Below are 18,339 nucleotides of genomic sequence, written 5' to 3' on the forward strand. Positions count from 1 at the left end.
AGCGGGCCCGTGTGCGCGTTGGGTGGGACGGGGACTCAGGCGCCGGTCCGTGAGGCGTGCTTGAGGAAGGTGGCGAAGTGGGTGAGGGTGAAGGTCAGAGGGGTGGCTTCGGGGGTCTTTGAGTCCCGGATGTGGATGTGGGCCGGGGTTTCGGCGACCTCCACGCACTGCCCTTCGCTGCTGCCGCTGTAGGACGACTTCCTCCAGACAACACCGTCGGCCTCGGAAGCCATGAGGGAGAACCCCTTGTCCGTGATCACTTATGCCTTCCTTCCAAGTACTCGGCGAGAAGCTCCCGGGACTGGTCCACGGGTAGCGCGATGGAGCAGATCGCGTCGAACTCGGCCTCCAGAACCTGGAACTTGTCCGCGTCCTCCGTATGACTTCCGCCCATCGGGTTGTCCACACTGGCAACGGGCGACCAGGGATGGCGAAACGTGAGCAGGGTCATCGGCCCCTTGGACACATAAGCCGGGTGAGCACTGAGCGGCACAATCTGCAACCTCACGTTGGGCATGTCCGCTACATCAATGAGCTTGCGAAGTTGATCGGGCATGATGCCGGGACCCGCTGCGAAGCTGGCGTGCAGAGCGAGTTCCGGAACCAGCGCATGCAACTGAACCGGCTTCTCACGAGCAAGGATCTCCTGCCGTGCCACGCGGATGGACACCAGCACCTCACCCTTCCCCGGGTCCCGGATGGCCGCTCGGGTGAGGATTTCGCGTGCATAGCCGACGCTCTGAAACGGCCCGGGAATGACAACCGGGTGATGGATTCGGATCGTCTCGGCTTGGGACTCCAGCTCGATGAAGTCCAAGTAGTTCTGACCGATGCTGCCGGAGTACGACGCCCACCAGCCCGTGCCCGTTGGTTCCGCCGCAGCACGGGCAACCTCTTCCACCCCCGCCGGATCGTCAACACCGATCTTCGCGCAGATGTCGTGCACTTCATCGCGGGTGATCCGGTAGTAGCCGCGCTCGATACGGGAGAACCGAGCCTGGCTCCAGCCCATGGCCCGAGCGACATCGCCGGATGGCATCTCTACCGACTCTCGCCAGCGGCGCAGTTGACCACCCACCCGGCGCCTCTTGATTGACGGCGTCGCTCTCTTCTGCGTCATGGCGCCGCAGTCTGCCACGCCTGCCTCGCGATTGGCCACGCGCACAAGCGTTCGCGCAATTTTCGCATTCAGAGTGAACGCCTTGCACTCAAGAGCTAAAAAGGCGCAAGCTATCTGCTGACAGTAAGTCACCGCCTACAAACCCATGGTGACGAACCCCGCCCTGCCCAGCTCACCCCTGCGGCAGCAGCCCCCACCAAAGAGCCGAGGCCACCATGAGCCAAAGCACCACCATCGCCGTCGCCCCCGAAGCACCCAACGCGACCCAACACCCCCTCACCCCCCACCACATCCACGACGACCTCACCCTCCTCCTCCACCGCACCACCCCGGACCTCGGTCCGTCCGAAGGACGCTGGGTCGGTCATGTCCGCCGCGTCTGCGCCGCACGGCTCCACCACCGGGGCCTGCCGCAGCCGCTCATCGACGACGTGAAACTCGTCGTCAGCGAACTCACCACCAACGCGCTACAGCACACCCACAGCAACACCGTCGCCGTCCAACTCCTCATCTCCCCGCACCTCGTGGTGATCGAGGTCCTCGACGGCTCCCCCGGCCACCCCGCCACCATCACGGCGGCAGGGCCGGAGGACGAGAATGGCCGGGGGATGGCGATCGTGGCCGCCCACACCGACGCCTGGGGCGTCAGCCCCGACGGTACGAGGACGTGGTGCGCCCTCTTCCGGGCGGGCCGATAGCCCCCGTTCCGGAAGCCCCGGAACGGGACCTGGCCCACGCCGACTCAGTCGGCCGATCCCTTCACCAGGAGTAAAAGCCCCGCCCCGACTTCTGCCCCAGCTCCCCCCGCCCCACCATCTCCCGCAACAACCCCGGCGGAGCGAACCGCTCACCCAGTGTCCCCTGCAAGTACTCCGCGATCGCCAGCCGCACATCCAGCCCCACCAGGTCGGTCAGCCGCAGCGGCCCCATCGGGTGGCGGTAGCCCAGCCGCATCGCGTCGTCGATCGCCTCCGGTGAGGCCACCCCCTCCTCGACCATCCGGATCGCCTCCAGGCCCAGCGCCAGCCCCAGCCGGCTGCTGGCGAAGCCGGGGGAGTCCTTGACCACGACCTCCTGCTTGCCGAGCGCCCGGGTCCAGTCCAGTGCCGACCGTACGACCCCTTCCGCGCTCTCCGGCGCCACCACGATCTCGATCAGCGCCGACGCCGGTACGGGGTTGAAGAAGTGCATCCCGAGGAACCGCTCGGGTCGGCGCAGTACCGCCGCGAGGTCCGTCACCGACAGCGAGCTGGTGTTGGTGGCGAGCACGGTCGCGTCCCCCACCACCGCCTCCACCCGCGTCAGCAGCCCCGCCTTCAGCCCGGCGTCCTCGAACACCGCCTCCACGACGAGTTCGGTGTCCGGGTCGAGCGCCTCGGGGCCGTCGACCGCGCGCACCCGGGCCAGCACCGCGTCCGCGGACTCGGACAGGTGCCCCCGCCCCTCCGCCCGCCGCAGACTCGCGCCGATCCGCTCCAGCGCCGCCGCCGCGGCCTCCGTACCGTTCTCGACCACCGTCACCGTCGATCCGGCGGTGGCGAAGGACTGGGCGATGCCCGCGCCCATCCGGCCGCCCCCGACGACCCCGACCGTCCTGGGTGTCGTACTCATACCCCACTCCTCCGCTCGCCCTGCTTCTCCAGGAAGCGGGTCATCCGGTCCCGCTTGTCCTGTCCCTCGAACAGCACGGCCTGGGCCAGGTCGTCGGCCACCGGGTGGGCCCCCGGCGCGTCCACGACCAGCTTGGTCAGCCGCAGGGCGAGGGCCGAGGACCGGGCCATCCGGTCCAGCACCGCGTGCGCCCGCTCCAGCAGCTCCGCCGCCGGTACGACGTCCATCACCAGGCCCACGGCCAGCGCCCGCGCCGCGTCCAGGTTCCGCCCGGCGAGCAGGATCTGCTTGGCGACCGACTCACCGACCAGCTCCGGCAGCCGCCAGCACGCGCCCGCCGCCGCGATGATGCCGAGCCCCGGCTCCGGGTTGCCGAACACCGCGTCCGGCCCGGCGATCCGCAGATCGCAGGCGTACGCCAGCTCCGCGCCGCCGCCCAGCGCCCAGCCGTCGACCGCGGCGAGCGTCGGCATCGGCAGCCGCCGTACCCGGTCGAAGAGGCGGCTGTTGATGCCCTGGAGGGCCTGGTCCCGGCCGCGCTCGCGCAGCTCGGCGATGTCGGCGCCGCCCGCGAAGACTCCACCGTGCCCGGTCAGGAGCAGCATCCGGGGGTCTCGCTCCAGCAGCTCGCACACGGTGTGGAGTTCGGTGATCATCCGGCCGCTGATGGCGTTGCGGGCCTCGGGGCGGTGGAGGGTGACGATCACCCGGTCGTCCCGTTCCTCCACCCGCAGGGTCTCGTAGCGAGCACCCTCCCCGTGCTCGCCGCTCATACCCGCTCCACCAGCAGTGCCATGCCCTGGCCGACGCCGACGCAGAGGGTGGCGAGGCCGCGGCTGCCGTTCTCCCGCTCCAGGCGGCCCAGCAGGGTCAGCAGGATGCGGGCGCCGGAGCAGCCGAGGGGGTGGCCCAGCGCGATGGCCCCGCCGTCAGCGTTGACCTTCGCCTCGTCCAGCTTGAGGCGGCGGATCACGGCGAGGGCCTGCGCGGCGAACGCCTCGTTCAGTTCGACGGCGTCCAGGTCCCCGGTCCCCCAGCCCGCCCGGGCGAGGGCCTTCTCGGTGGCGGGGACGGGGCCGAGGCCCATGATGTGGGGCTGGACCCCGGCGGACGCCGAGGCCACGACCCGGGCGCGCGGCGTGAGCCCGTACCGCTCCACCGCCGCCGCGCTCGCCACCAGCAGCGCCGCGGCCCCGTCGGAGAGGGGGGAGGCGGACCCGGCGGTCACGATGCCGTTCTCGCGGAACACCGTCCGCAGGGTGCCCAGCTTCTCCAGGGTCGTGCCGGGGCGCGGGCCCTCGTCCCGGGTCACCTCGCCGTCCCCGACCGGCACCGGCACGATCTCCCGGTCGAAGCGGCCCGCCTCCCGCGCGGCCACCGCCCGCTGGTGGCTGCGCAGGGCGAAGGCGTCGGACTCGGCGCGGGTGATGCCGTCGAGGGCAGCCACCTCCTCGGCGGTCTCGCCCATGGAGAGGGTGTACTTGAGGGTCTCCGGACCGGCGAGGGTCTCCCGTCCGGCGAGGGTCTCCCGTCCGGCGTCGGACGGGACCTCGCGGTCCGCGGCGGTGAAGCGCGGGTTGGTGAAACGCCAGCCGAGGGCCGTGTCGTAGGTCCGGCCCGGCTTGGCCCAGGGCGTGCCGGGCTTCTCCATCACCCAGGGCGCCCGGGTCATCGACTCCACTCCCCCGGCGACCACCACGTCCGCCTCACCCGCGCGGATCGTCTGGGCGGCCGAGGCCACCGCCGTGAGACCGGAGGCGCACAGCCGGTTCACGGTGTAGCCGGGCACGGTGTGCGGCAGCCCGGCGAGCAGGACGGCCATCCGCGCCACGTCCCGGTTGTCCTCCCCGGCCTGGTTGGCGGCGCCGAGGATCACCTCGTCCACGGCCTTCCCGGGCACCCCGGCCCGGCGGACCGCCTCCCCGACCACCAGGGCGGCGAGATCGTCGGGGCGCACGGCGGCCAGGGCACCGCCGTAGCGGCCCTGCGGGGTGCGGGCCCCGTCGATCAGATAGACCTCGGACATCGCGGACATCGGCAGGCTCCTCCGCTGCGACGCGCGCCTTGACAGTCAGGCGGCTTGCTGGATTACTTGACCACGCCGCACGCTAACCGAATGTTCGGTCGGTTCACAAGACAGTCGTTCGTTCCACAAGGTGGTGGAGATGACGTCCCAGACACCCGCGACAGCCGCTGGGTCCGCGACACCCGCCGGGTCCGCGCTACCCGCTGAGTCCGCGACACCCGCGACATCCGAGGTCCCCGGGGCACCCGCATCCGGTACGGCCCGGCGGCCCGCGCGGCCCCCGCAGGGCCCCGTCGAGACGATGTTCGCCGCCGACCGGGCGTCCCGCCTCCTGGGCATCGAGCTGCTGGAGCACGGGGACGGCACGGCCACGGCCCGGATGACGGTGACCGCCGCGCAGGTGAACGGGCACCGGATCGCGCACGGCGGCCATGTCTTCCTGCTCGCCGACACCGCGTTCGCCTGCGCCTGCAACAGCGACGGCCCCGTGACGGTCGCCGCCGGCGCCGACATCGACTTCGTCGCCCCCGCCTTCGAGGGCGACATCCTGGTGGCCACCGCCCGCGAACGCACCCGCTTCGGACGGAGCGGTATCTACGACGTGACCGTGGTGCGGGGGGACGAGGTGATCGCGGAGTTCCGGGGCCGCAGCCGGACTCTGCGCGGAACACAGCAGCAGGAGGAGCCGCGATGAACAGCGCGAGGAACAGCGCCAGGAGCAACGAAGTGACCGCACCCGGAGCGCGGGCACCGGGAATCCGGCGCGGGCGCCTGGGCGACCCCGTCCCCCCGGAATTGCTGGACGACACCGAGCGGATGTCCCGCGACGAGATCCGGGCCCTCCAGCTCACCCGGCTGCGCGCCACCCTGCGGCACGCCTATGACAACGTCGAGCTGTACCGGAAGAAGTTCGACGCGGCCGGAGTCACCCCCGACGACTGCCGCACCCTGGCGGACCTGGCCCGCTTCCCCTTCACCACCAAGGCCGATCTGCGCGACACCTACCCCTTCGGCATGTTCGCCGTCCCCATGGACCGCATACGCCGGGTGCACGCCTCCAGCGGCACCACCGGCCGCCCGACCGTCGTCGGCTACACCGAGGGCGATGTGTCGATGTGGGCGGACGTCGTGGCCCGCTCGATCCGCGCGGCCGGGGGCCGTCCGGGTCACAAGGTCCATGTGTCGTACGGCTACGGCCTGTTCACCGGCGGCCTCGGCGCCCACTACGGGGCCGAACGGGCGGGCTGTACGGTCATCCCGGCATCCGGCGGCATGACCGCGCGCCAGGTGCAGATCATCCAGGACTTCCGGCCCGAGATCATCATGGTCACCCCGTCCTACATGCTCACCCTGCTCGACGAGTTCGAGCGCCAGGGCATCGATCCGCGCACCTCCTCCCTCAAGGTCGGCATCTTCGGCGCCGAGCCGTGGACCGAGGAGATGCGCCGGGAGATGGAGGAGCGGCTCGACATCCACGCGGTGGACATCTACGGGCTGTCGGAGGTGATCGGCCCGGGGGTGGCGCAGGAGTGCGTGGACACCAAGGACGGGCTGCATGTGTGGGAGGACCACTTCTACCCGGAGGTGGTGGACCCCTTCACCGACGAGGTGATGGCCGACGGGGAGAGCGGTGAGCTGGTGTTCACCTCGCTCACCAAGGAGGCGCTGCCCATCGTCCGTTACCGCACCCGGGATCTGACCCGGCTGCTGCCGGGCACCGCCCGGCCGGGCTTCCGCCGGATCGAGAAGATCACCGGCCGCTGCGACGACATGATCATTCTGCGCGGGGTGAATGTGTTCCCCAGCCAGATCGAGGAGATCGTGCTGCGCGCGCCCGCCGTGGCGCCGCACTTCCAGATCCGGCTGAGCCGCAAGGGGCGGATGGACCATATGACCGTCCGGGTCGAGTCCCGCCCCACCAGCGACCCCGCCCAGCGGGAGGCCGCCGCCCGGGACATCGCCCGCGGGGTGAAGGACGCGGTCGGGGTGAGCGTGGACGTGGAGATCGTCGACCCGGAGACACTGGAACGGTCACTGGGCAAGCTGCAACGGGTCAAGGACCTGCGCGACAAGGACTGAGAGACGAGGGCTGAGGGTCGAGGGCGGCGGGCGGCGAGCCGACGGCGGGTCCGGCGCATCGGACACCCGCCGCTTCTGTGAGGGAGGTCACGCCGCCGGGGTCGAACTCGGCGGCGTCCGTCCCGTCTTGTGGGCGTCCAGCGTCCCCCAGCCGGAGATCCGACCTCATGCGCACGCCCCTCCTCATCACCCTGGCCGCCACGGGCGCCCTCGTCCTCACCGGATGCGGCGGCGACGGCTCCACCGACGCGGCCCCGGCCCCCGCACCCTCCCCCACCGCGTCGGGCACCCCGGCCACCGGAGCGCCCGCCCTCGCGCTGGACGGCGGCTGGCTCGGTGAGTCGGATGTCGACCAGGTGGCCATGGTCGTGGAGGGCGGGACCGTACGGCTGGCGTCCCAGGGCCCCGACGGCGGGCAACGGCAGGCGTGCGAGGGGCTGTTGAAGGAGGGGTCGCTGCTGCTCCAGTGCACCGACCGGAAGAACACCACCCGCACCCGGGGCACGGTGGAGATCAGCGACGGGGAGAAGATCGCGGTGGCCTGGGAGTCCGGCCGCAAGGATCTGCTCACCAGGAGCGCGGATGGCCGGATCGACCTCTCCCAGTGGGGCCTGTAGCGACGGACACGGTTGACTGACCCCGTAGCACCTCGCCCACGCCACCCACTCACCCCCTCACCCCTCGCTCCCCCACTCCCTCACCCCCTGGAACGACACCGCACATGCCCACCACCGCACCCCACCGCTATCTGGCCCCCGTCGTCCTGCCCGCCGACCCGTCCGACGTGTCCGACGTGTCCGGCCCGTCCCGCTCCGTCCTGCGGGACGCGGCGGTCGATGTCGGCGCGGACGGCCGCATCACCTACTGCGGCCCCGCCGCAACTGCCCCCGGCCTCCCCCGGGACACCCCCCGCACCCGGCTGACCGGCATCCTCGTCCCCGGCCTGGTCAACGCCCACGCCCACTCCCCGATGACCCTGCTGCGCGGACTCGGCGGCGATCTGCCGCTGCTGCGCTGGCTCCAGGAGGCGATCTGGCCCGCCGAGGCCCGGATGACCCCGGCCGACGCGGGCACCGGCATGCTGCTGGGCTGTGTCGAGATGCTCCGCTACGGGGTCACCACCAGCGCCGAGATGTACGCGCACGCCGAGCAGGTGGCCGGTGCGGCGCTGCGGGCGGGCAGCCGGGTACTGCTGGCGCCGGCCTACTTCGACCGGCCCGGCGGCGACTGGCGCGGGGACATCGACGCGGTGAGCCGCTGGATCGACGCCGACGGGCTGCGCTTCGGCCCCGGCGACCGGATCGAGCTGTGCTACGGCCCGCACTCCACCTACACCCTGCCGCCCGACGCCCTGCGGGTCACCGCGGAGGAGGCCGCGCGGCGCGGGGCGCTGGTGCACATCCATGTCGCCGAGACCCTCGCCGAGGACACCGCCACCCGGGAGCGGTACGGCTCGGTCCCGCAACTCCTCAAGCAGACGGGACTGCTGGACGGGCGGCTGCTGGCGGCGCACGCGGTGCACCTGTCCGACGACGACATCGCGACGCTGGCGGCGGCCGGTACGGGGGTGGCGCACTGCCCCGGCTCCAACGCCAAGCTGGCCTCGGGCACGGCCAGGCTGAGCGCGCTGCGGGCGGCCGGGGTGCCGGTGGGGCTGGGCACGGACGGCCCGGCGAGCAACGACGACCTGGATCTGTGGGAGGAGGCGCGGCTGGCGATGATGTTCGCCCGGCTGGCGGCGGCCGACCCGATGGCCCTGCGCGCCGAGGAGGCGTTCCTGCTGGCCACGTCGGCGGGCGCGGCGGCCCTGGGCCGCACCGACATCGGCACCCTGCGCGAGGGTGCCTGGGCGGACCTCGTCCATGTCTCGGTGGACGGGCCGCACTTCACGGCGGGCCTGGACGTCCCGGACTCCCACCTGTTCGCCAACCTCATGTGGGCGGCGGGCTCGGGCGCGGTCACGGACGTATGGGTGGCGGGCGAGCGGGTGGTGGCGGACGGCGAACCGACGAAGGTGGACCGCGAGGAGGCCCAGAGGGCGGCCTCGGAGGCAACGGCAAGAATCATCTAGGGGGCGGGGCAGCGGTTTTCAGGGGCGCTGGGGGTACCCCCTCCGGGGGAGGAACTGCGCGATCGGCCCCCACCCACCCGCACCCGACAACGCAACGTACCCCTCAAGCCCCCGCAGAAGCCGCCGCCTGCTTCACCAGATCCACCACGGCATCCGGCTGGGAGACATAGATCGCATGGCTCCCCGGCGCCTCCGCCACCGTGGCCCCCGCCCGCTCGGCCATCGCCCGCTGGGCGAGCGGCGGGATCATCCGGTCGTCCGCGGCGACGAGGTACCAGGTCGGCTTCCGCAGCCACGCCGGTTCCCCCACCCGCCCGTTGAGCGCCTCCAGCCCCCACGGCACCTGGGAGTCTGCCATGAACCGGGCCTGTGCCGGGGGCAGATCGTCGGCGAAGGACTCCCGGAACCGCTCCCGGTCGAGAAAGAGGAACCCGTTCTGCGGCGGCAGGAGCGGCGCGGCGGGCGCGCCGGGCGGCGGGTCGGCGATCAGGGCGTTGACGGACTCGCCCTCCTTGGGGGCGAACGCGGCGATGTAGACGAGGGCGGCGACCTTCGGATGGCGTCCGGCCTCGGTGACGACGACCCCGCCGTAGGAGTGCCCGACGAGGACCACCGGACCGTCCTGCTGGGCGATCACCCGTAATGTCGCGGCGACATCGTCGGTCAGCGACTGGGTGGGGTTCTGCACGATGCTCACGTGGTACCCGTCGTTCACCAGCCGCTCGTGCACCCCCCACCATCCCGACCCGTCCACGAACCCTCCGTGCACGAGGACGATGTTCTTCACGGTGCTCATGTGCCGGCTCCCCCTGTCGTCGGTGAGTCCTGCCAGCCGCAGTACACACTAGATCTCGCCGACCGCCGCGGCTTCGCCCAAATGACCTAAGCGGACAAGCGAAGAGGTAGGCGCATAACGACGGTTAACAGCACCTAGTGAACGCCAGGTGAATTCAGGCCGACATCAGGACGCCCGAGCCAGCTCATGCCGCTCCCGGCGCTCCCGGCGCCCGGCCAGCTCGCGCCGCCCCGGGCGTTCCCGGGCCGCCGCCAGCAGCCGCCGGGCCTCGTCGCGGCTGGCCAGCACGCGCTGGGCGGCGTCCCCGTGCGGGGCGTCGGCGGTCGCGACGAGCGCGTCGGCGAGCTTGGCGCGGCCCTGGTTGAGCCTGCTGCGCACGGTCCCGATGGGCACCCCGCAGGCGTGGGCGATCTGTTCGTAGGAGGTGACCGTGGTGGTGAAGTGCCGCAGGACCAGCGGCATCCGCAGCACCGGCGAGAGTTCCTCCAGCGCCTCCCACACCCAGTCCCGCAGGGCGCTGCGTTCCAGCCACTGCTCGGGGCCGATGTCGGTGGACGGCAACTGCGCGTCGTCCGCCGGCAGCGGGCGCAGCACCACCGACTCGCGCAGCACGGACCGGGCGGCGTTGCGCACGATCATCCGCAGCCAGGCGCCGACGGCCGCCGGTTCACGGACGTCGCCTATCCGGCGCAGCGCGGTGAGGGCCGCGTCCTGCATCACGTCGTCGACATCGGCGCCGGGGCCCAGGATGCTCAGCGCGACCGCCCGCATCCCCGCCCGGTGCCGCTCCAGCAGCAGCCCGAGCGCGGCGACCTCACCGGCCTGGGCGGTCCGGGTGAGGGCCGCGTCATCGAGCGGGGCGGCCCCGGCGACCCCGGGAACCCCGGTCGCCCCGGCGACCCCGATGGCCCCGGTCGCCCCGGCGGATTCGGCGGAGTCGGCAACCGCGGCCGTCCCGTCGGACTCGGGCGTATCACGCATCGTCGTCGTCATCTCTGTTCCTTCCAGCACCTGGCTGTCCTGGACTCGGGAGCCGTCGGCCGGTCAGTGGTCCGGCAGCCAACTGCCGTGGAACCCGGCCGGGACCCGACGGGGCAGGTGCACGGTGGCCACCGGGTCGGCGGAGAGCCGGTCGGCGTCGAGGATCACCAGGTCGCTGCGGTCGGTGGCGGCGTCGTAGACGAAGGTCATCAGCCAGCCGGGGCCGCCGGGGCGGTCGTCGGCGGGGACGAAGACGGCCTCGCCCGCCTCGCGGCCCGGGGCGAACCAGTGACTGCTCGCCTCGTTCTTGCGCAGGTCGTAGCGGTGGATCGCGGAGCGGGCCGCGGCGGGGTCGGAGTGGACCAGACCCGGCAGCGGGGTGGCGGTGACATGGCCGAAGTCGGCGTCGAGACCGGCGAGCCGGTCGTCGACGCGGGGGAACTCCCCGGGGCGGTCGTCGAGCTGCTCCTCGCGGACCGTGCCGGTGGTGAGATCGACGGTCCAGCGCCACAGATGGGCCGGGAGGGAGACGGCGGCGCCGTCCTCCAGCTTCGGGTAGCGCATCCCGAACAGCACCAGCCGCCGGCCCTCGTCCTCCTCATGGGCGTTGAGGGAGTGGAAGACGTAGCAGGGTGCGATGTCGAACCAGCGGATCGCGCCGTGCGGGTCGTCGCGGCGCAGGACGCCGAGGCGGGCGCCGTAGGTGTCGGACCAGACGAAGGGCATGCCCCCCTTCGGGTCGACGGCCCGCTCCATGCTGAACACCACCGGGAGGTCCATGAAGATCACATGGTTCCGGGTGAGATGGAAGTCGTGCATCATCGTGTGCCCGGGGACGTCGACCGGCCGGGACACGGTCAGTTCACCGGTGGCGTCGGCGCGGTGGTAGGTCAGATAGGGCGCCGAGAGCCCGCCGTAGCCGAAGAAGTGCAGTTCGCCGGTGACCGGGCAGGTCTTGGGGTGGGCGGTCATCGGGGTGTGCAGCGTCCCGCCGAAGTCGTAGACCGCGATGGTGTCGAGTTCGCTGCCGGTCTCGTGGCTCAGCTCGTAGGGGAGGCAGGTCTCCATCAGGGCGAGGGTGCGGCCCGCGTGCCGGATCACATGGGTGTTGGCCCGGCCGTTGGCGAGATTGACGGAGCCGTCGGCGCCGTAGATGGTGGCGCCGGTCTCGAACGGCGGGGTGCGCACCCAGCGGTTGCGGTACGAGACGGCCCGGCCGCCGTCGAGGCGGATGCCGTGCACCATGCCGTCGCCGGTGAACCAGTGCGCGGAGTCGGCCTGCTGGGGGTTGGGCCCGTTGCGCAGGTACCAGCCGGTCAGCTCGGGCGGCACGGCCCCGGTGACCTGGAGTTCGGTGACGGTGGCCTCGTCCGGGACGGGTGCGAAGTTCCCGGCGAGATGCGAGGGTGCGGTCTGCTCGGTGGTCATGGTGTGCTCCCTGGTGGGCCGGGGGTCAGGCGTCCGACGCCTGGGTCTGGAGGGCCGCCATCCGGGCCTGGACGCGGGCCGGGTAGATCCTGGTGAACACCGCGGGGGCGACCAGACCCGAGATCCGGGCCGTCCAGGCGATCCACTCGGGGGCACCGGCCAGTTCGCACAGGGCCAGCGCGACGAGGATGAAGGTGAAGCCGGCCGCCCAGACCGCGGTGATGACGTTGTTGACGGCGACGAAGCCGGGGTGGTTCCAGTACTCCTCGGGCGTCTGGCGGCGGGCGATGCCGAGGGTGAAGGGCTTGCGGACGGCGAGGCTGCCCCAGGCGGTGCCGGCCAGCCAGACGAAGGAGAGCACTCCGTTCCAGCGCTCGGCCGGGGAGTCGGGGTCGGCGAAGGCGTAGGCGCCGATGACGACGAAGAACACGATGCTGCTGGCCTCCAGGACCAGCGCGTCGGCCGCCACCCCGCGCCGCCGGTCCTGAAGGAACAGGAACAGCCCGGTGACGAACCCGGCCACCGCGCCCCAGCGCCAGTCCCAGGCGGAGACGCCACCGGAGACCACCCAGGGGATGAACCCGCGTATGTAACCCACGATGCTTGTCCTCAGCTCTCAACTCCCCGGGCACCGCTCACCCTTGGCCCCGAGGTTCCAACTTTGACAGGTGGAAGTTAGAAGCTCCTGAAGCAACATGTCAAGATAGGAAGGTCACGCACCGGACCTCCACAACGGAGCCACACGGAACCCACGCTTCCACGATCTGTCATTCTCGACCTGTCAACATTGGAGTAACCCGCGTTATGGTGAGAACATGAGCCTTCGCCACGCCCTCCTCGGGCTCCTCGTCTACCGCCCCGGCAGCGGCTACGACCTGCTGAAGATCTTCGACACCTCCCTGGGCAACGTCTGGCCCGCCAAGCAGAGCCAGATCTACGGCGAGCTGACCAAGCTGGACGCGGCCGGCCTGATCAAGGTCACCGACGAGGGCCCGCGCGGTCGCAAACAGTACGAACTCACCCCCGAGGGCCACGCGGAGGTGCGCCGCTGGGTCGCCGAGACCGAGACCCCGCGCGCCCAGCGCAACCCGATGCTGCTCCAGACCTTCTTCCTGGGCCTGCTGCCCCGGGAGGAGGCCGCCGAGCGACTGCTCCATCACGCCGACACCATGGCCAAGGAGTACGAGACCCTGCTCGCCCTGCGGGACCGGGTGGACTGGGACCGGGACGAGCTGAGCCTGTTCGGGGGGTTCGTCATCGAGCACGGTCTGCGCCAGCGCCAACTGGAGCAGGAGTGGGCCCGCTGGGCCGCCGACCGCTTGCTGAACAGCCCCGAGCCGTCGTCCGCGACCATCTGAACCCCCGATAACTGGAGATTTAATCTCCATTTCAAGCTACCACCGCATCCGCGCCCGGCACCCGCCGAAACCGGAGAGACCCATGGACACTTTTCCGCTTCTGCACAGCCCTCACAGCCCACCTGGGAAGGCGACAGCGGATCGACAGGACATCGACAGCGGCGACAGCAGACCGACAGCCCCGACTCCGGCTCGCGCCGGGGTTCGGGGGGGGGCGGCAGCCGCGCCGGGCTCCGCGGGGACCGGGTTGTGGCAGCCGCGCCGGGCTCCGCGGGGACCGGGTAGTGGCAGCCGCCGGGCTCCGCGGGGACCGGGTAGTGGCAGCCGCGCCGGGCTCCGCGGGGACCGGGAGTGGCAGCCGCCGGGCTCCGCAGGGGCTTGGCGGCGGGCTCAAAGGCCCCACGCGGGCCCGGCGACAGCAGACGCCAGGGCCCCGTAGAGCCGGACAGCAACAGACGCCAGGGCCCACCCGGGCCCGGCGACGGATCGGCGCCGAGCTCCGCGGGAAGCGGGCGGCGCCGGGCCCCGCGCGGGCCGGGCCACAGCGGGGCCGGGGTTCCGTAAGGGCCAGACAGCGGCAGGGGCCGGGCGACGGATCGGCGCCGGCCCCGCTCGGGCCGGTCGGCTGCCAACGCCGCGGGGCGAGGCAGGGGCCGCAGCACGGCCCGGTGCGGGCGGCAGCCGACACCACGGGCCGGGACGGAGCGGCGGTGGGCCACACGGCCCGGCCCCGGGGCGGGGCGGTTGCGCCGCCCCAGCCACCGTCCGCCTCACCCCTCCCCACCTCACCCGGAGGGTCACCCCACCCCGAGGGTCACCCCACTGCCGCCACGAACCCCGTCACCGCCCGCACGAACTCCTTCGGTTCCTCCAGGTGCCCGAAGTGCCCGCTGTGCTCCAGCACGGTCAGCTCCGCGCCCGGGATCAGCCGGTGCAACTCCTCGGCCCAGCGCACCCCGCAGATGAAGTCGTACCGCCCCACCACCACCAGCGCCGGAACCGTGAGCCCGCCCAGCGCGGCGGTGTCGTCGATGACCTCGGGCACGCCGTCCTCGTCCAGCGCTGTCACGAACCAGCCGTGCACGGCGTCCCGGAAGGCGGCGAACTCCGGCTCCCGCCCCCAGTAGTCGGCGAAGTACACCGGCACCAGGGTGCGCAGCACCTCGGTGAACGCCTTGTCGTCGGCGAGGTCCGGGACCGCCGCGAACCCGGCCATCACCTCCGCCAGTTCCGGGCGCCCGGCGTTGCGCGCGGCGAACTCCCCGGCCAGCCGGGCCGCCTCGGCACCGTGCTCGGGGCCGGTGCGCGGAGCGCTCTCGTAGAGGATCACCCCGGCGATCCGGCCGGGGTGGCGCAGGGCGTGGTACTGGGCGACGAACCCGCCCTGCGAGTGGCCCAGCAGGAAGACCCGCTCGACCCCGAGGTGCTCGATCAGCCCGGTGAGGAAGCGGCTGTAGCGGGCGCGGGTGTAGCCGTGCGGATGGGCGGGCAGCCGCCCGGAGTCGCCGGTGCCGATCGGCTCGGGGTAGACGACGGTGAGGTGCTCCTCCAGGGCGGGCATCCGCAGATACCCCCAGTGGATGCCGGGCCCGCCGGAGTGCGCGACGCACACCGGTCCGGTTCCGTGGACGTGGTAGCGCAGGGCGAGGCCGTCGATCTCGACGGTGTGGGTTCCGGGCGCCAGGGGCGCGGTGCGGTGGCCGGACATATCGGCTCAGCTCCAGACGGTTCGCGAGGTGGACAGCGGCAAGACCCGGGGCGGGGAGGGAAGTTCACCGGCCTCGGCGTGACCTGGGCCACACTCACCGAAGGGATCGTCCGCCTACAGTCGGTCCTCCCCCACCCCGTCCGTCCATCCCATCCACCCCATCCATCCATTCCAGGGAGACACCCGTGCGCCTGCGCTGCGCCCTGCTCGACGACTTCCAGGGCATCGCCACCGAGGTGGCCGACTGGTCGGCGCTGGCCGACCGGGTGGAGACCATCACCTTCCGCGAGCACTTCACCGACCGGGACGCCCTGGTCGCGGCGCTGGCGGACGCCGACATCGTGGTCACCCTGCGCGAACGCGTCGCCTTCCCCGCCGAGGTCCTCTCCCGGCTGCCCCGGCTGAAGCTGCTGATCGCCTCCGGCATGCGCAACTCGGTCATCGACTACGCCGCCGCCGAACGGCAGGGGGTGACGGTGTGCGGCACGGCGAGTTCCTCGACGCCCCCGGTCGAACTGACCTGGGCGCTGCTGCTGGGCCTGGCCCGCGGCCTCACCACCGAGTACGCGGCGCTGCGCGCGGGCGGTCCCTGGCAGTCCACGGTGGGCGCCGATCTGCACGGCCGGCGGCTGGGGCTGCTGGGCCTCGGCAAGATCGGCACCCGGGTCGCGCACATCGGCCGGGCCTTCGGCATGGAGGTGAGCGCCTGGAGCCAGCACCTCACCCGGGAGCGGACGGACGAGCACGGCGTGGACCTCGCCCCGTCCCTGGAGTCCCTGCTCGCACAGAGCGACTTCGTCTCGGTCCATCTGGCCCTCGGCGACCGCACCCGGGGTCTGCTGGGCCCGGCCGAACTCGCCCTGCTCAAGCCGACCGCCTATCTGGTGAACACCTCGCGCGCCGCGATCGTCGACCAGGACGCGCTGCTCGCCGCGCTCCACGAGGGCCGGTTCGCGGGCGCCGGCCTCGATGTCTTCGACCTCGAACCCCTCCCCGCCGACCACCCCGTACGCACCGCCCCCCGCCTGCTGGCCACCCCGCATCTGGGCTATGTCACCCGAGCGAACTACACCACCTACTACGGCCAGGCGGTGGAGAACATCACGGCCTACCTGAACGGCACGCCTCTACGCGTCCTGCCCTGAGGTGTCAGGGGCGCTGGGGGTACCCCCTCTGGGGGAGGAACCGCGCGCCCGGCCCCACTCGACCCGCGCCGAACCGACAACCCCACAACCCCCCACCCCCGTTCAAATCGGGTGATCCACCCCACCCCTCCCGTGACCCGCCCTCTCCCCCCGGCGTTGAAGGTGAGCACGGCGGCGCGTCCTGCTGCCGTGCGCAGCTCACCCAGTCAGTCCTCAGTCCAGTCAGGACAGTCAGTTAAGGAGAACGTGATGTCTCGCATCGCGAAGGTCGCCGGGGTCGCTCTCGGCGCGGGCGCCGTGGTTCTGAGCGGCACCAGCATGGCCATGGCGGACGCGGGCGCGGAGGGCGCGGCCGTCGGCTCGCCCGGCGTGCTGTCCGGCAACCTGATCCAGGTTCCGGTGAACGTGCCGATCAACCTGTGCGGCAACACCATCGACGTCATCGGCCTGCTGAACCCGGCCTTCGGCAACACCTGCGCCAACGTCAGCGACCACGGCGGGCACCACCGCAACGGCGGCGGCTACGGCGAGGGCGGCTACGGCCGCTGACCCCTGCCCCCGCACCCCGCGGACGGCCCCCGAGAGCCCCGGCACCTCCGAGCGCCGGGGCTCTCCCCTTGGAACCCCTTGGAAAGGGGCGGCTACCCGTAGCGGTAGATCCCGCCGGTGTCCTCCAACTGATCCGGGGTCAGATCCCACGGCGGCAGCTTCTCGTGGCGGGCGACGACCCGGCCGTGCTGGGCGGTGCCGGGCGCGGGCGGCTTGTCGGGCAGGTAGCGGTGCTCCTTGTGCCGCTGCTGCCAGCGCAGCCACAGCAGATCGACGAAGGCGTGGTGTAGCCAGAACACCGGGTCGTTGACGGACGCCCCGCCCAGCATGGCCCCGCCGACCCAGCGGTGCACCCGGTTGTGGTTGCGCCAGGACACCGAACCCCGCCCGCTCCCCCACCCCTCCAGCTTGTTGCGGAACCCGCCGCCGGAGGTGGAGTTCCAGGGCGAGACGTCATACGTCCCGTCCTTCATCGCCCACTCGACGTCGTCCTTGGTGGGCAGGCCGATCGGGTCCTTGGCGCGGCCGAGGTCACGGGTCAGGTACTCGGCGTCGGTGACCCCTTCGCGCAGGGTCCACTTCCCCTCCCGGTGGGCGAACGGCCCCTCGGTGACCTGCCGGTCGCCGGACCGCCCGTTGCCGCCGAGCAGGTCCTTGCTCCAGGGGAGGGACTTGGCGCTGCGCTCCCGGGTCCAGTCCCAGTAGGGCACGCTCACCGAGGGGTCGATCCGGCGCAGGGCGTCCTCCAGGTCCAGCAGGAACCGGCGGTGCCAGGGCAGGAACGAGGGGGCCATATGGGCGGTGCGCAGTCCGTCCTCGCCGTCGGAGACATAGAAGTCGATGTGCATCCGGACGAATTCGTCGTACTCGCCGCGCCGCTTCAGCTCCAGCAGCGCCGACACGAACCGGCGTTTCTCGGCGGCGGTGAGGGTGCTGACGTCCTTACGCGTGTACGCCATGGTGGCCGCCCCTTCCGTGGGTCATGGCCGTGTCGCGCAGCCGCTCGCCGGGGCCGAGTTCGTCCACGGCGGCGCGGGCCGCGTCCAGGGGGGTGGGGTAGGAGCGGTAGTGGTCGATGACGCTGATCCAGGTGCCGTCGGCGCGGCGCATCAGGTGCAGGGGGCGGCCGTCGACGGTGACGTGCCAGGCGCCCGCGGAGGCCGTGGTGCCCGCGGAGGCCGCCGTGGTACGGGCGCCGCGGATGCGGCGGCCCCGGTGGATCTCGTCGAAGGCCGCGTCCGGCGGGGGCGCGGCGGGGCGGGCGGGCCGGGAGGCGACGACCAGCGGGGCGACGGCCAGGGCGGCGGCCGAGGCGAGCAGCCCGCGCAGCACCTCCCGCCGTCCCCCGCGCGCCGCCCGTCCCGCTCTTGTCGCGGTGGCCCCGACCGGTGCCCCGCCGACGCTGACGACCATCTGTGCTCCTCACCCGTGGGTTCGCTGGGTCCGACAGCGGTGTGCGCGCTGTCG

Annotated in this window: 20 protein-coding genes; 8 read left to right on the top strand and 12 right to left on the bottom strand. The window is 72.2% G+C overall.

Annotated elements, in window-relative coordinates; translation table 11 throughout:
• Positions 1-35: 35 nt before the first annotated feature.
• The gene (locus AB0O01_RS34080) at positions 36-260 is read right to left on the bottom strand and encodes a DUF397 domain-containing protein (protein WP_365319635.1); all 225 of its coding nucleotides are present in this window, start codon (positions 258-260) and stop codon (positions 36-38) included.
• The gene (locus tag AB0O01_RS34085) at positions 257-1,159 is read right to left on the bottom strand and encodes a helix-turn-helix transcriptional regulator (RefSeq protein WP_365319637.1); all 903 of its coding nucleotides are present in this window, start codon (positions 1,157-1,159) and stop codon (positions 257-259) included. The genes AB0O01_RS34080 and AB0O01_RS34085 overlap by 4 nt, the downstream gene beginning before the upstream one ends.
• 176 nt (positions 1,160-1,335) lie before the next feature.
• Here AB0O01_RS34085 and AB0O01_RS34090 point away from each other — a divergent pair, with 176 nt between their 5' ends.
• Positions 1,336-1,818: an ATP-binding protein gene (locus AB0O01_RS34090; RefSeq protein ID WP_365319639.1), complete on the top strand. Its 483-nt coding sequence runs from the start codon at positions 1,336-1,338 to the stop codon at positions 1,816-1,818.
• A 61-nt stretch (positions 1,819-1,879) separates the two neighbouring features.
• Here AB0O01_RS34090 and AB0O01_RS34095 read toward each other — a convergent pair whose 3' ends face one another.
• From AB0O01_RS34095 to AB0O01_RS34105, 3 genes are read right to left on the bottom strand one after another with little or no spacing between them, the layout of a single operon-like run.
• A complete protein-coding gene (locus AB0O01_RS34095; RefSeq protein WP_365319641.1) occupies positions 1,880-2,731 on the bottom strand; it encodes a 3-hydroxyacyl-CoA dehydrogenase family protein in 852 nt (283 codons plus the stop codon).
• Positions 2,728-3,504 carry an enoyl-CoA hydratase/isomerase family protein gene (locus AB0O01_RS34100; protein ID WP_365319643.1) on the bottom strand — a complete coding sequence of 259 codons (777 nt, stop codon included), beginning with the start codon at positions 3,502-3,504 and terminating at the stop codon, positions 2,728-2,730. Before AB0O01_RS34100 ends, AB0O01_RS34095 begins: the two co-directional genes overlap by 4 nt.
• The gene (locus tag AB0O01_RS34105; RefSeq protein ID WP_365319762.1) at positions 3,501-4,757 is read right to left on the bottom strand and encodes a thiolase family protein; all 1,257 of its coding nucleotides are present in this window, start codon (positions 4,755-4,757) and stop codon (positions 3,501-3,503) included. The genes AB0O01_RS34100 and AB0O01_RS34105 overlap by 4 nt, the downstream gene beginning before the upstream one ends.
• Positions 4,758-5,058: 301 nt before the next feature.
• Here AB0O01_RS34105 and paaI point away from each other — a divergent pair, with 301 nt between their 5' ends.
• From paaI to AB0O01_RS34125, 4 genes are all read left to right on the top strand, one after another.
• On the top strand, positions 5,059-5,451 hold the full coding sequence (gene paaI / locus AB0O01_RS34110; RefSeq protein ID WP_365319645.1) for a hydroxyphenylacetyl-CoA thioesterase PaaI: 393 nt from the start codon (positions 5,059-5,061) through the stop codon (positions 5,449-5,451).
• Positions 5,452-5,573: 122 nt separating this feature from the next.
• The gene (gene paaK / locus AB0O01_RS34115) at positions 5,574-6,836 is read left to right on the top strand and encodes a phenylacetate--CoA ligase PaaK (protein WP_365319764.1); all 1,263 of its coding nucleotides are present in this window, start codon (positions 5,574-5,576) and stop codon (positions 6,834-6,836) included.
• A gap of 167 nt (positions 6,837-7,003) precedes the next feature.
• The gene (locus tag AB0O01_RS34120) at positions 7,004-7,453 is read left to right on the top strand and encodes a hypothetical protein (RefSeq protein ID WP_365319647.1); all 450 of its coding nucleotides are present in this window, start codon (positions 7,004-7,006) and stop codon (positions 7,451-7,453) included.
• Between the two features lie 104 nt (positions 7,454-7,557).
• Complete coding sequence (locus AB0O01_RS34125; protein ID WP_365319648.1) at positions 7,558-8,907, top strand: amidohydrolase; 1,350 nt, start codon at positions 7,558-7,560, stop codon at positions 8,905-8,907.
• A gap of 103 nt (positions 8,908-9,010) precedes the next feature.
• Here AB0O01_RS34125 and AB0O01_RS34130 read toward each other — a convergent pair whose 3' ends face one another.
• The 4 genes from AB0O01_RS34130 to AB0O01_RS34145 form a co-directional block, all read right to left on the bottom strand.
• On the bottom strand, positions 9,011-9,703 hold the full coding sequence (locus AB0O01_RS34130) for an alpha/beta hydrolase (protein WP_365319649.1): 693 nt from the start codon (positions 9,701-9,703) through the stop codon (positions 9,011-9,013).
• Positions 9,704-9,868: 165 nt separating this feature from the next.
• Positions 9,869-10,696, bottom strand: a complete 828-nt coding sequence (locus AB0O01_RS34135; RefSeq protein WP_365319650.1) for a sigma-70 family RNA polymerase sigma factor — start codon at positions 10,694-10,696, stop codon at positions 9,869-9,871.
• A 51-nt stretch (positions 10,697-10,747) separates the two neighbouring features.
• Positions 10,748-12,112 (bottom strand): carotenoid oxygenase family protein, encoded by a 1,365-nt coding sequence (locus AB0O01_RS34140; protein WP_365319652.1) that lies wholly within the window; start codon positions 12,110-12,112, stop codon positions 10,748-10,750.
• A gap of 25 nt (positions 12,113-12,137) precedes the next feature.
• A complete protein-coding gene (locus AB0O01_RS34145) occupies positions 12,138-12,710 on the bottom strand; it encodes a hypothetical protein (protein ID WP_365319653.1) in 573 nt (190 codons plus the stop codon).
• 217 nt (positions 12,711-12,927) lie between these two features.
• On the opposite strand from AB0O01_RS34145, the gene AB0O01_RS34150 reads away from it, so the two are divergent.
• Positions 12,928-13,470 carry a PadR family transcriptional regulator gene (locus tag AB0O01_RS34150; RefSeq protein WP_365319654.1) on the top strand — a complete coding sequence of 181 codons (543 nt, stop codon included), beginning with the start codon at positions 12,928-12,930 and terminating at the stop codon, positions 13,468-13,470.
• Between the two features lie 814 nt (positions 13,471-14,284).
• Here AB0O01_RS34150 and AB0O01_RS34155 read toward each other — a convergent pair.
• Positions 14,285-15,178, bottom strand: a complete 894-nt coding sequence (locus AB0O01_RS34155; RefSeq protein ID WP_365319656.1) for an alpha/beta hydrolase — start codon at positions 15,176-15,178, stop codon at positions 14,285-14,287.
• A gap of 185 nt (positions 15,179-15,363) precedes the next feature.
• On the opposite strand from AB0O01_RS34155, the gene AB0O01_RS34160 reads away from it, so the two are divergent.
• On the top strand, positions 15,364-16,323 hold the full coding sequence (locus tag AB0O01_RS34160) for a D-2-hydroxyacid dehydrogenase family protein (RefSeq protein ID WP_365319658.1): 960 nt from the start codon (positions 15,364-15,366) through the stop codon (positions 16,321-16,323).
• A 249-nt stretch (positions 16,324-16,572) separates the two neighbouring features.
• Positions 16,573-16,872 carry a chaplin gene (locus tag AB0O01_RS34165; RefSeq protein ID WP_365319659.1) on the top strand — a complete coding sequence of 100 codons (300 nt, stop codon included), beginning with the start codon at positions 16,573-16,575 and terminating at the stop codon, positions 16,870-16,872.
• Positions 16,873-16,964: 92 nt separating this feature from the next.
• On the opposite strand, the gene AB0O01_RS34170 is transcribed toward AB0O01_RS34165, so the two are convergent.
• Together AB0O01_RS34170 and AB0O01_RS34175 are read right to left on the bottom strand one after the other, a co-directional pair.
• The gene (locus AB0O01_RS34170; RefSeq protein WP_365319661.1) at positions 16,965-17,831 is read right to left on the bottom strand and encodes a tyrosinase family protein; all 867 of its coding nucleotides are present in this window, start codon (positions 17,829-17,831) and stop codon (positions 16,965-16,967) included.
• Positions 17,815-18,285, bottom strand: a complete 471-nt coding sequence (locus tag AB0O01_RS34175) for a tyrosinase cofactor (protein ID WP_365319662.1) — start codon at positions 18,283-18,285, stop codon at positions 17,815-17,817. Before AB0O01_RS34175 ends, AB0O01_RS34170 begins: the two co-directional genes overlap by 17 nt.
• Between the last annotated feature and the right edge of the window lie 54 nt (positions 18,286-18,339).

The sequence above is a fragment of the Streptomyces sp. NPDC093252 genome, assembly GCF_040683675.1.
Taxonomy (GTDB): domain Bacteria; phylum Actinomycetota; class Actinomycetes; order Streptomycetales; family Streptomycetaceae; genus Streptomyces.

Coding starts and splice junctions, on each gene's coding strand:
- AB0O01_RS34120 (WP_365319647.1), top strand. CDS start 7,004: ATGCGCACGCCCCTCCTCATCACCCTGGCCGCCACGGGCGCCCTCGTC.
- AB0O01_RS34155 (WP_365319656.1), bottom strand. CDS start 15,178: ATGTCCGGCCACCGCACCGCGCCCCTGGCGCCCGGAACCCACACCGTC.
- AB0O01_RS34090 (WP_365319639.1), top strand. CDS start 1,336: ATGAGCCAAAGCACCACCATCGCCGTCGCCCCCGAAGCACCCAACGCG.
- AB0O01_RS34130 (WP_365319649.1), bottom strand. CDS start 9,703: ATGAGCACCGTGAAGAACATCGTCCTCGTGCACGGAGGGTTCGTGGAC.
- AB0O01_RS34140 (WP_365319652.1), bottom strand. CDS start 12,112: ATGACCACCGAGCAGACCGCACCCTCGCATCTCGCCGGGAACTTCGCA.
- AB0O01_RS34125 (WP_365319648.1), top strand. CDS start 7,558: ATGCCCACCACCGCACCCCACCGCTATCTGGCCCCCGTCGTCCTGCCC.
- AB0O01_RS34150 (WP_365319654.1), top strand. CDS start 12,928: ATGAGCCTTCGCCACGCCCTCCTCGGGCTCCTCGTCTACCGCCCCGGC.
- AB0O01_RS34100 (WP_365319643.1), bottom strand. CDS start 3,504: ATGAGCGGCGAGCACGGGGAGGGTGCTCGCTACGAGACCCTGCGGGTG.
- paaK (WP_365319764.1), top strand. CDS start 5,574: ATGTCCCGCGACGAGATCCGGGCCCTCCAGCTCACCCGGCTGCGCGCC.
- AB0O01_RS34175 (WP_365319662.1), bottom strand. CDS start 18,285: ATGGTCGTCAGCGTCGGCGGGGCACCGGTCGGGGCCACCGCGACAAGA.
- AB0O01_RS34165 (WP_365319659.1), top strand. CDS start 16,573: ATGTCTCGCATCGCGAAGGTCGCCGGGGTCGCTCTCGGCGCGGGCGCC.
- AB0O01_RS34105 (WP_365319762.1), bottom strand. CDS start 4,757: ATGTCCGAGGTCTATCTGATCGACGGGGCCCGCACCCCGCAGGGCCGC.
- AB0O01_RS34135 (WP_365319650.1), bottom strand. CDS start 10,696: ATGACGACGACGATGCGTGATACGCCCGAGTCCGACGGGACGGCCGCG.
- AB0O01_RS34095 (WP_365319641.1), bottom strand. CDS start 2,731: ATGAGTACGACACCCAGGACGGTCGGGGTCGTCGGGGGCGGCCGGATG.
- AB0O01_RS34170 (WP_365319661.1), bottom strand. CDS start 17,831: ATGGCGTACACGCGTAAGGACGTCAGCACCCTCACCGCCGCCGAGAAA.
- paaI (WP_365319645.1), top strand. CDS start 5,059: ATGTTCGCCGCCGACCGGGCGTCCCGCCTCCTGGGCATCGAGCTGCTG.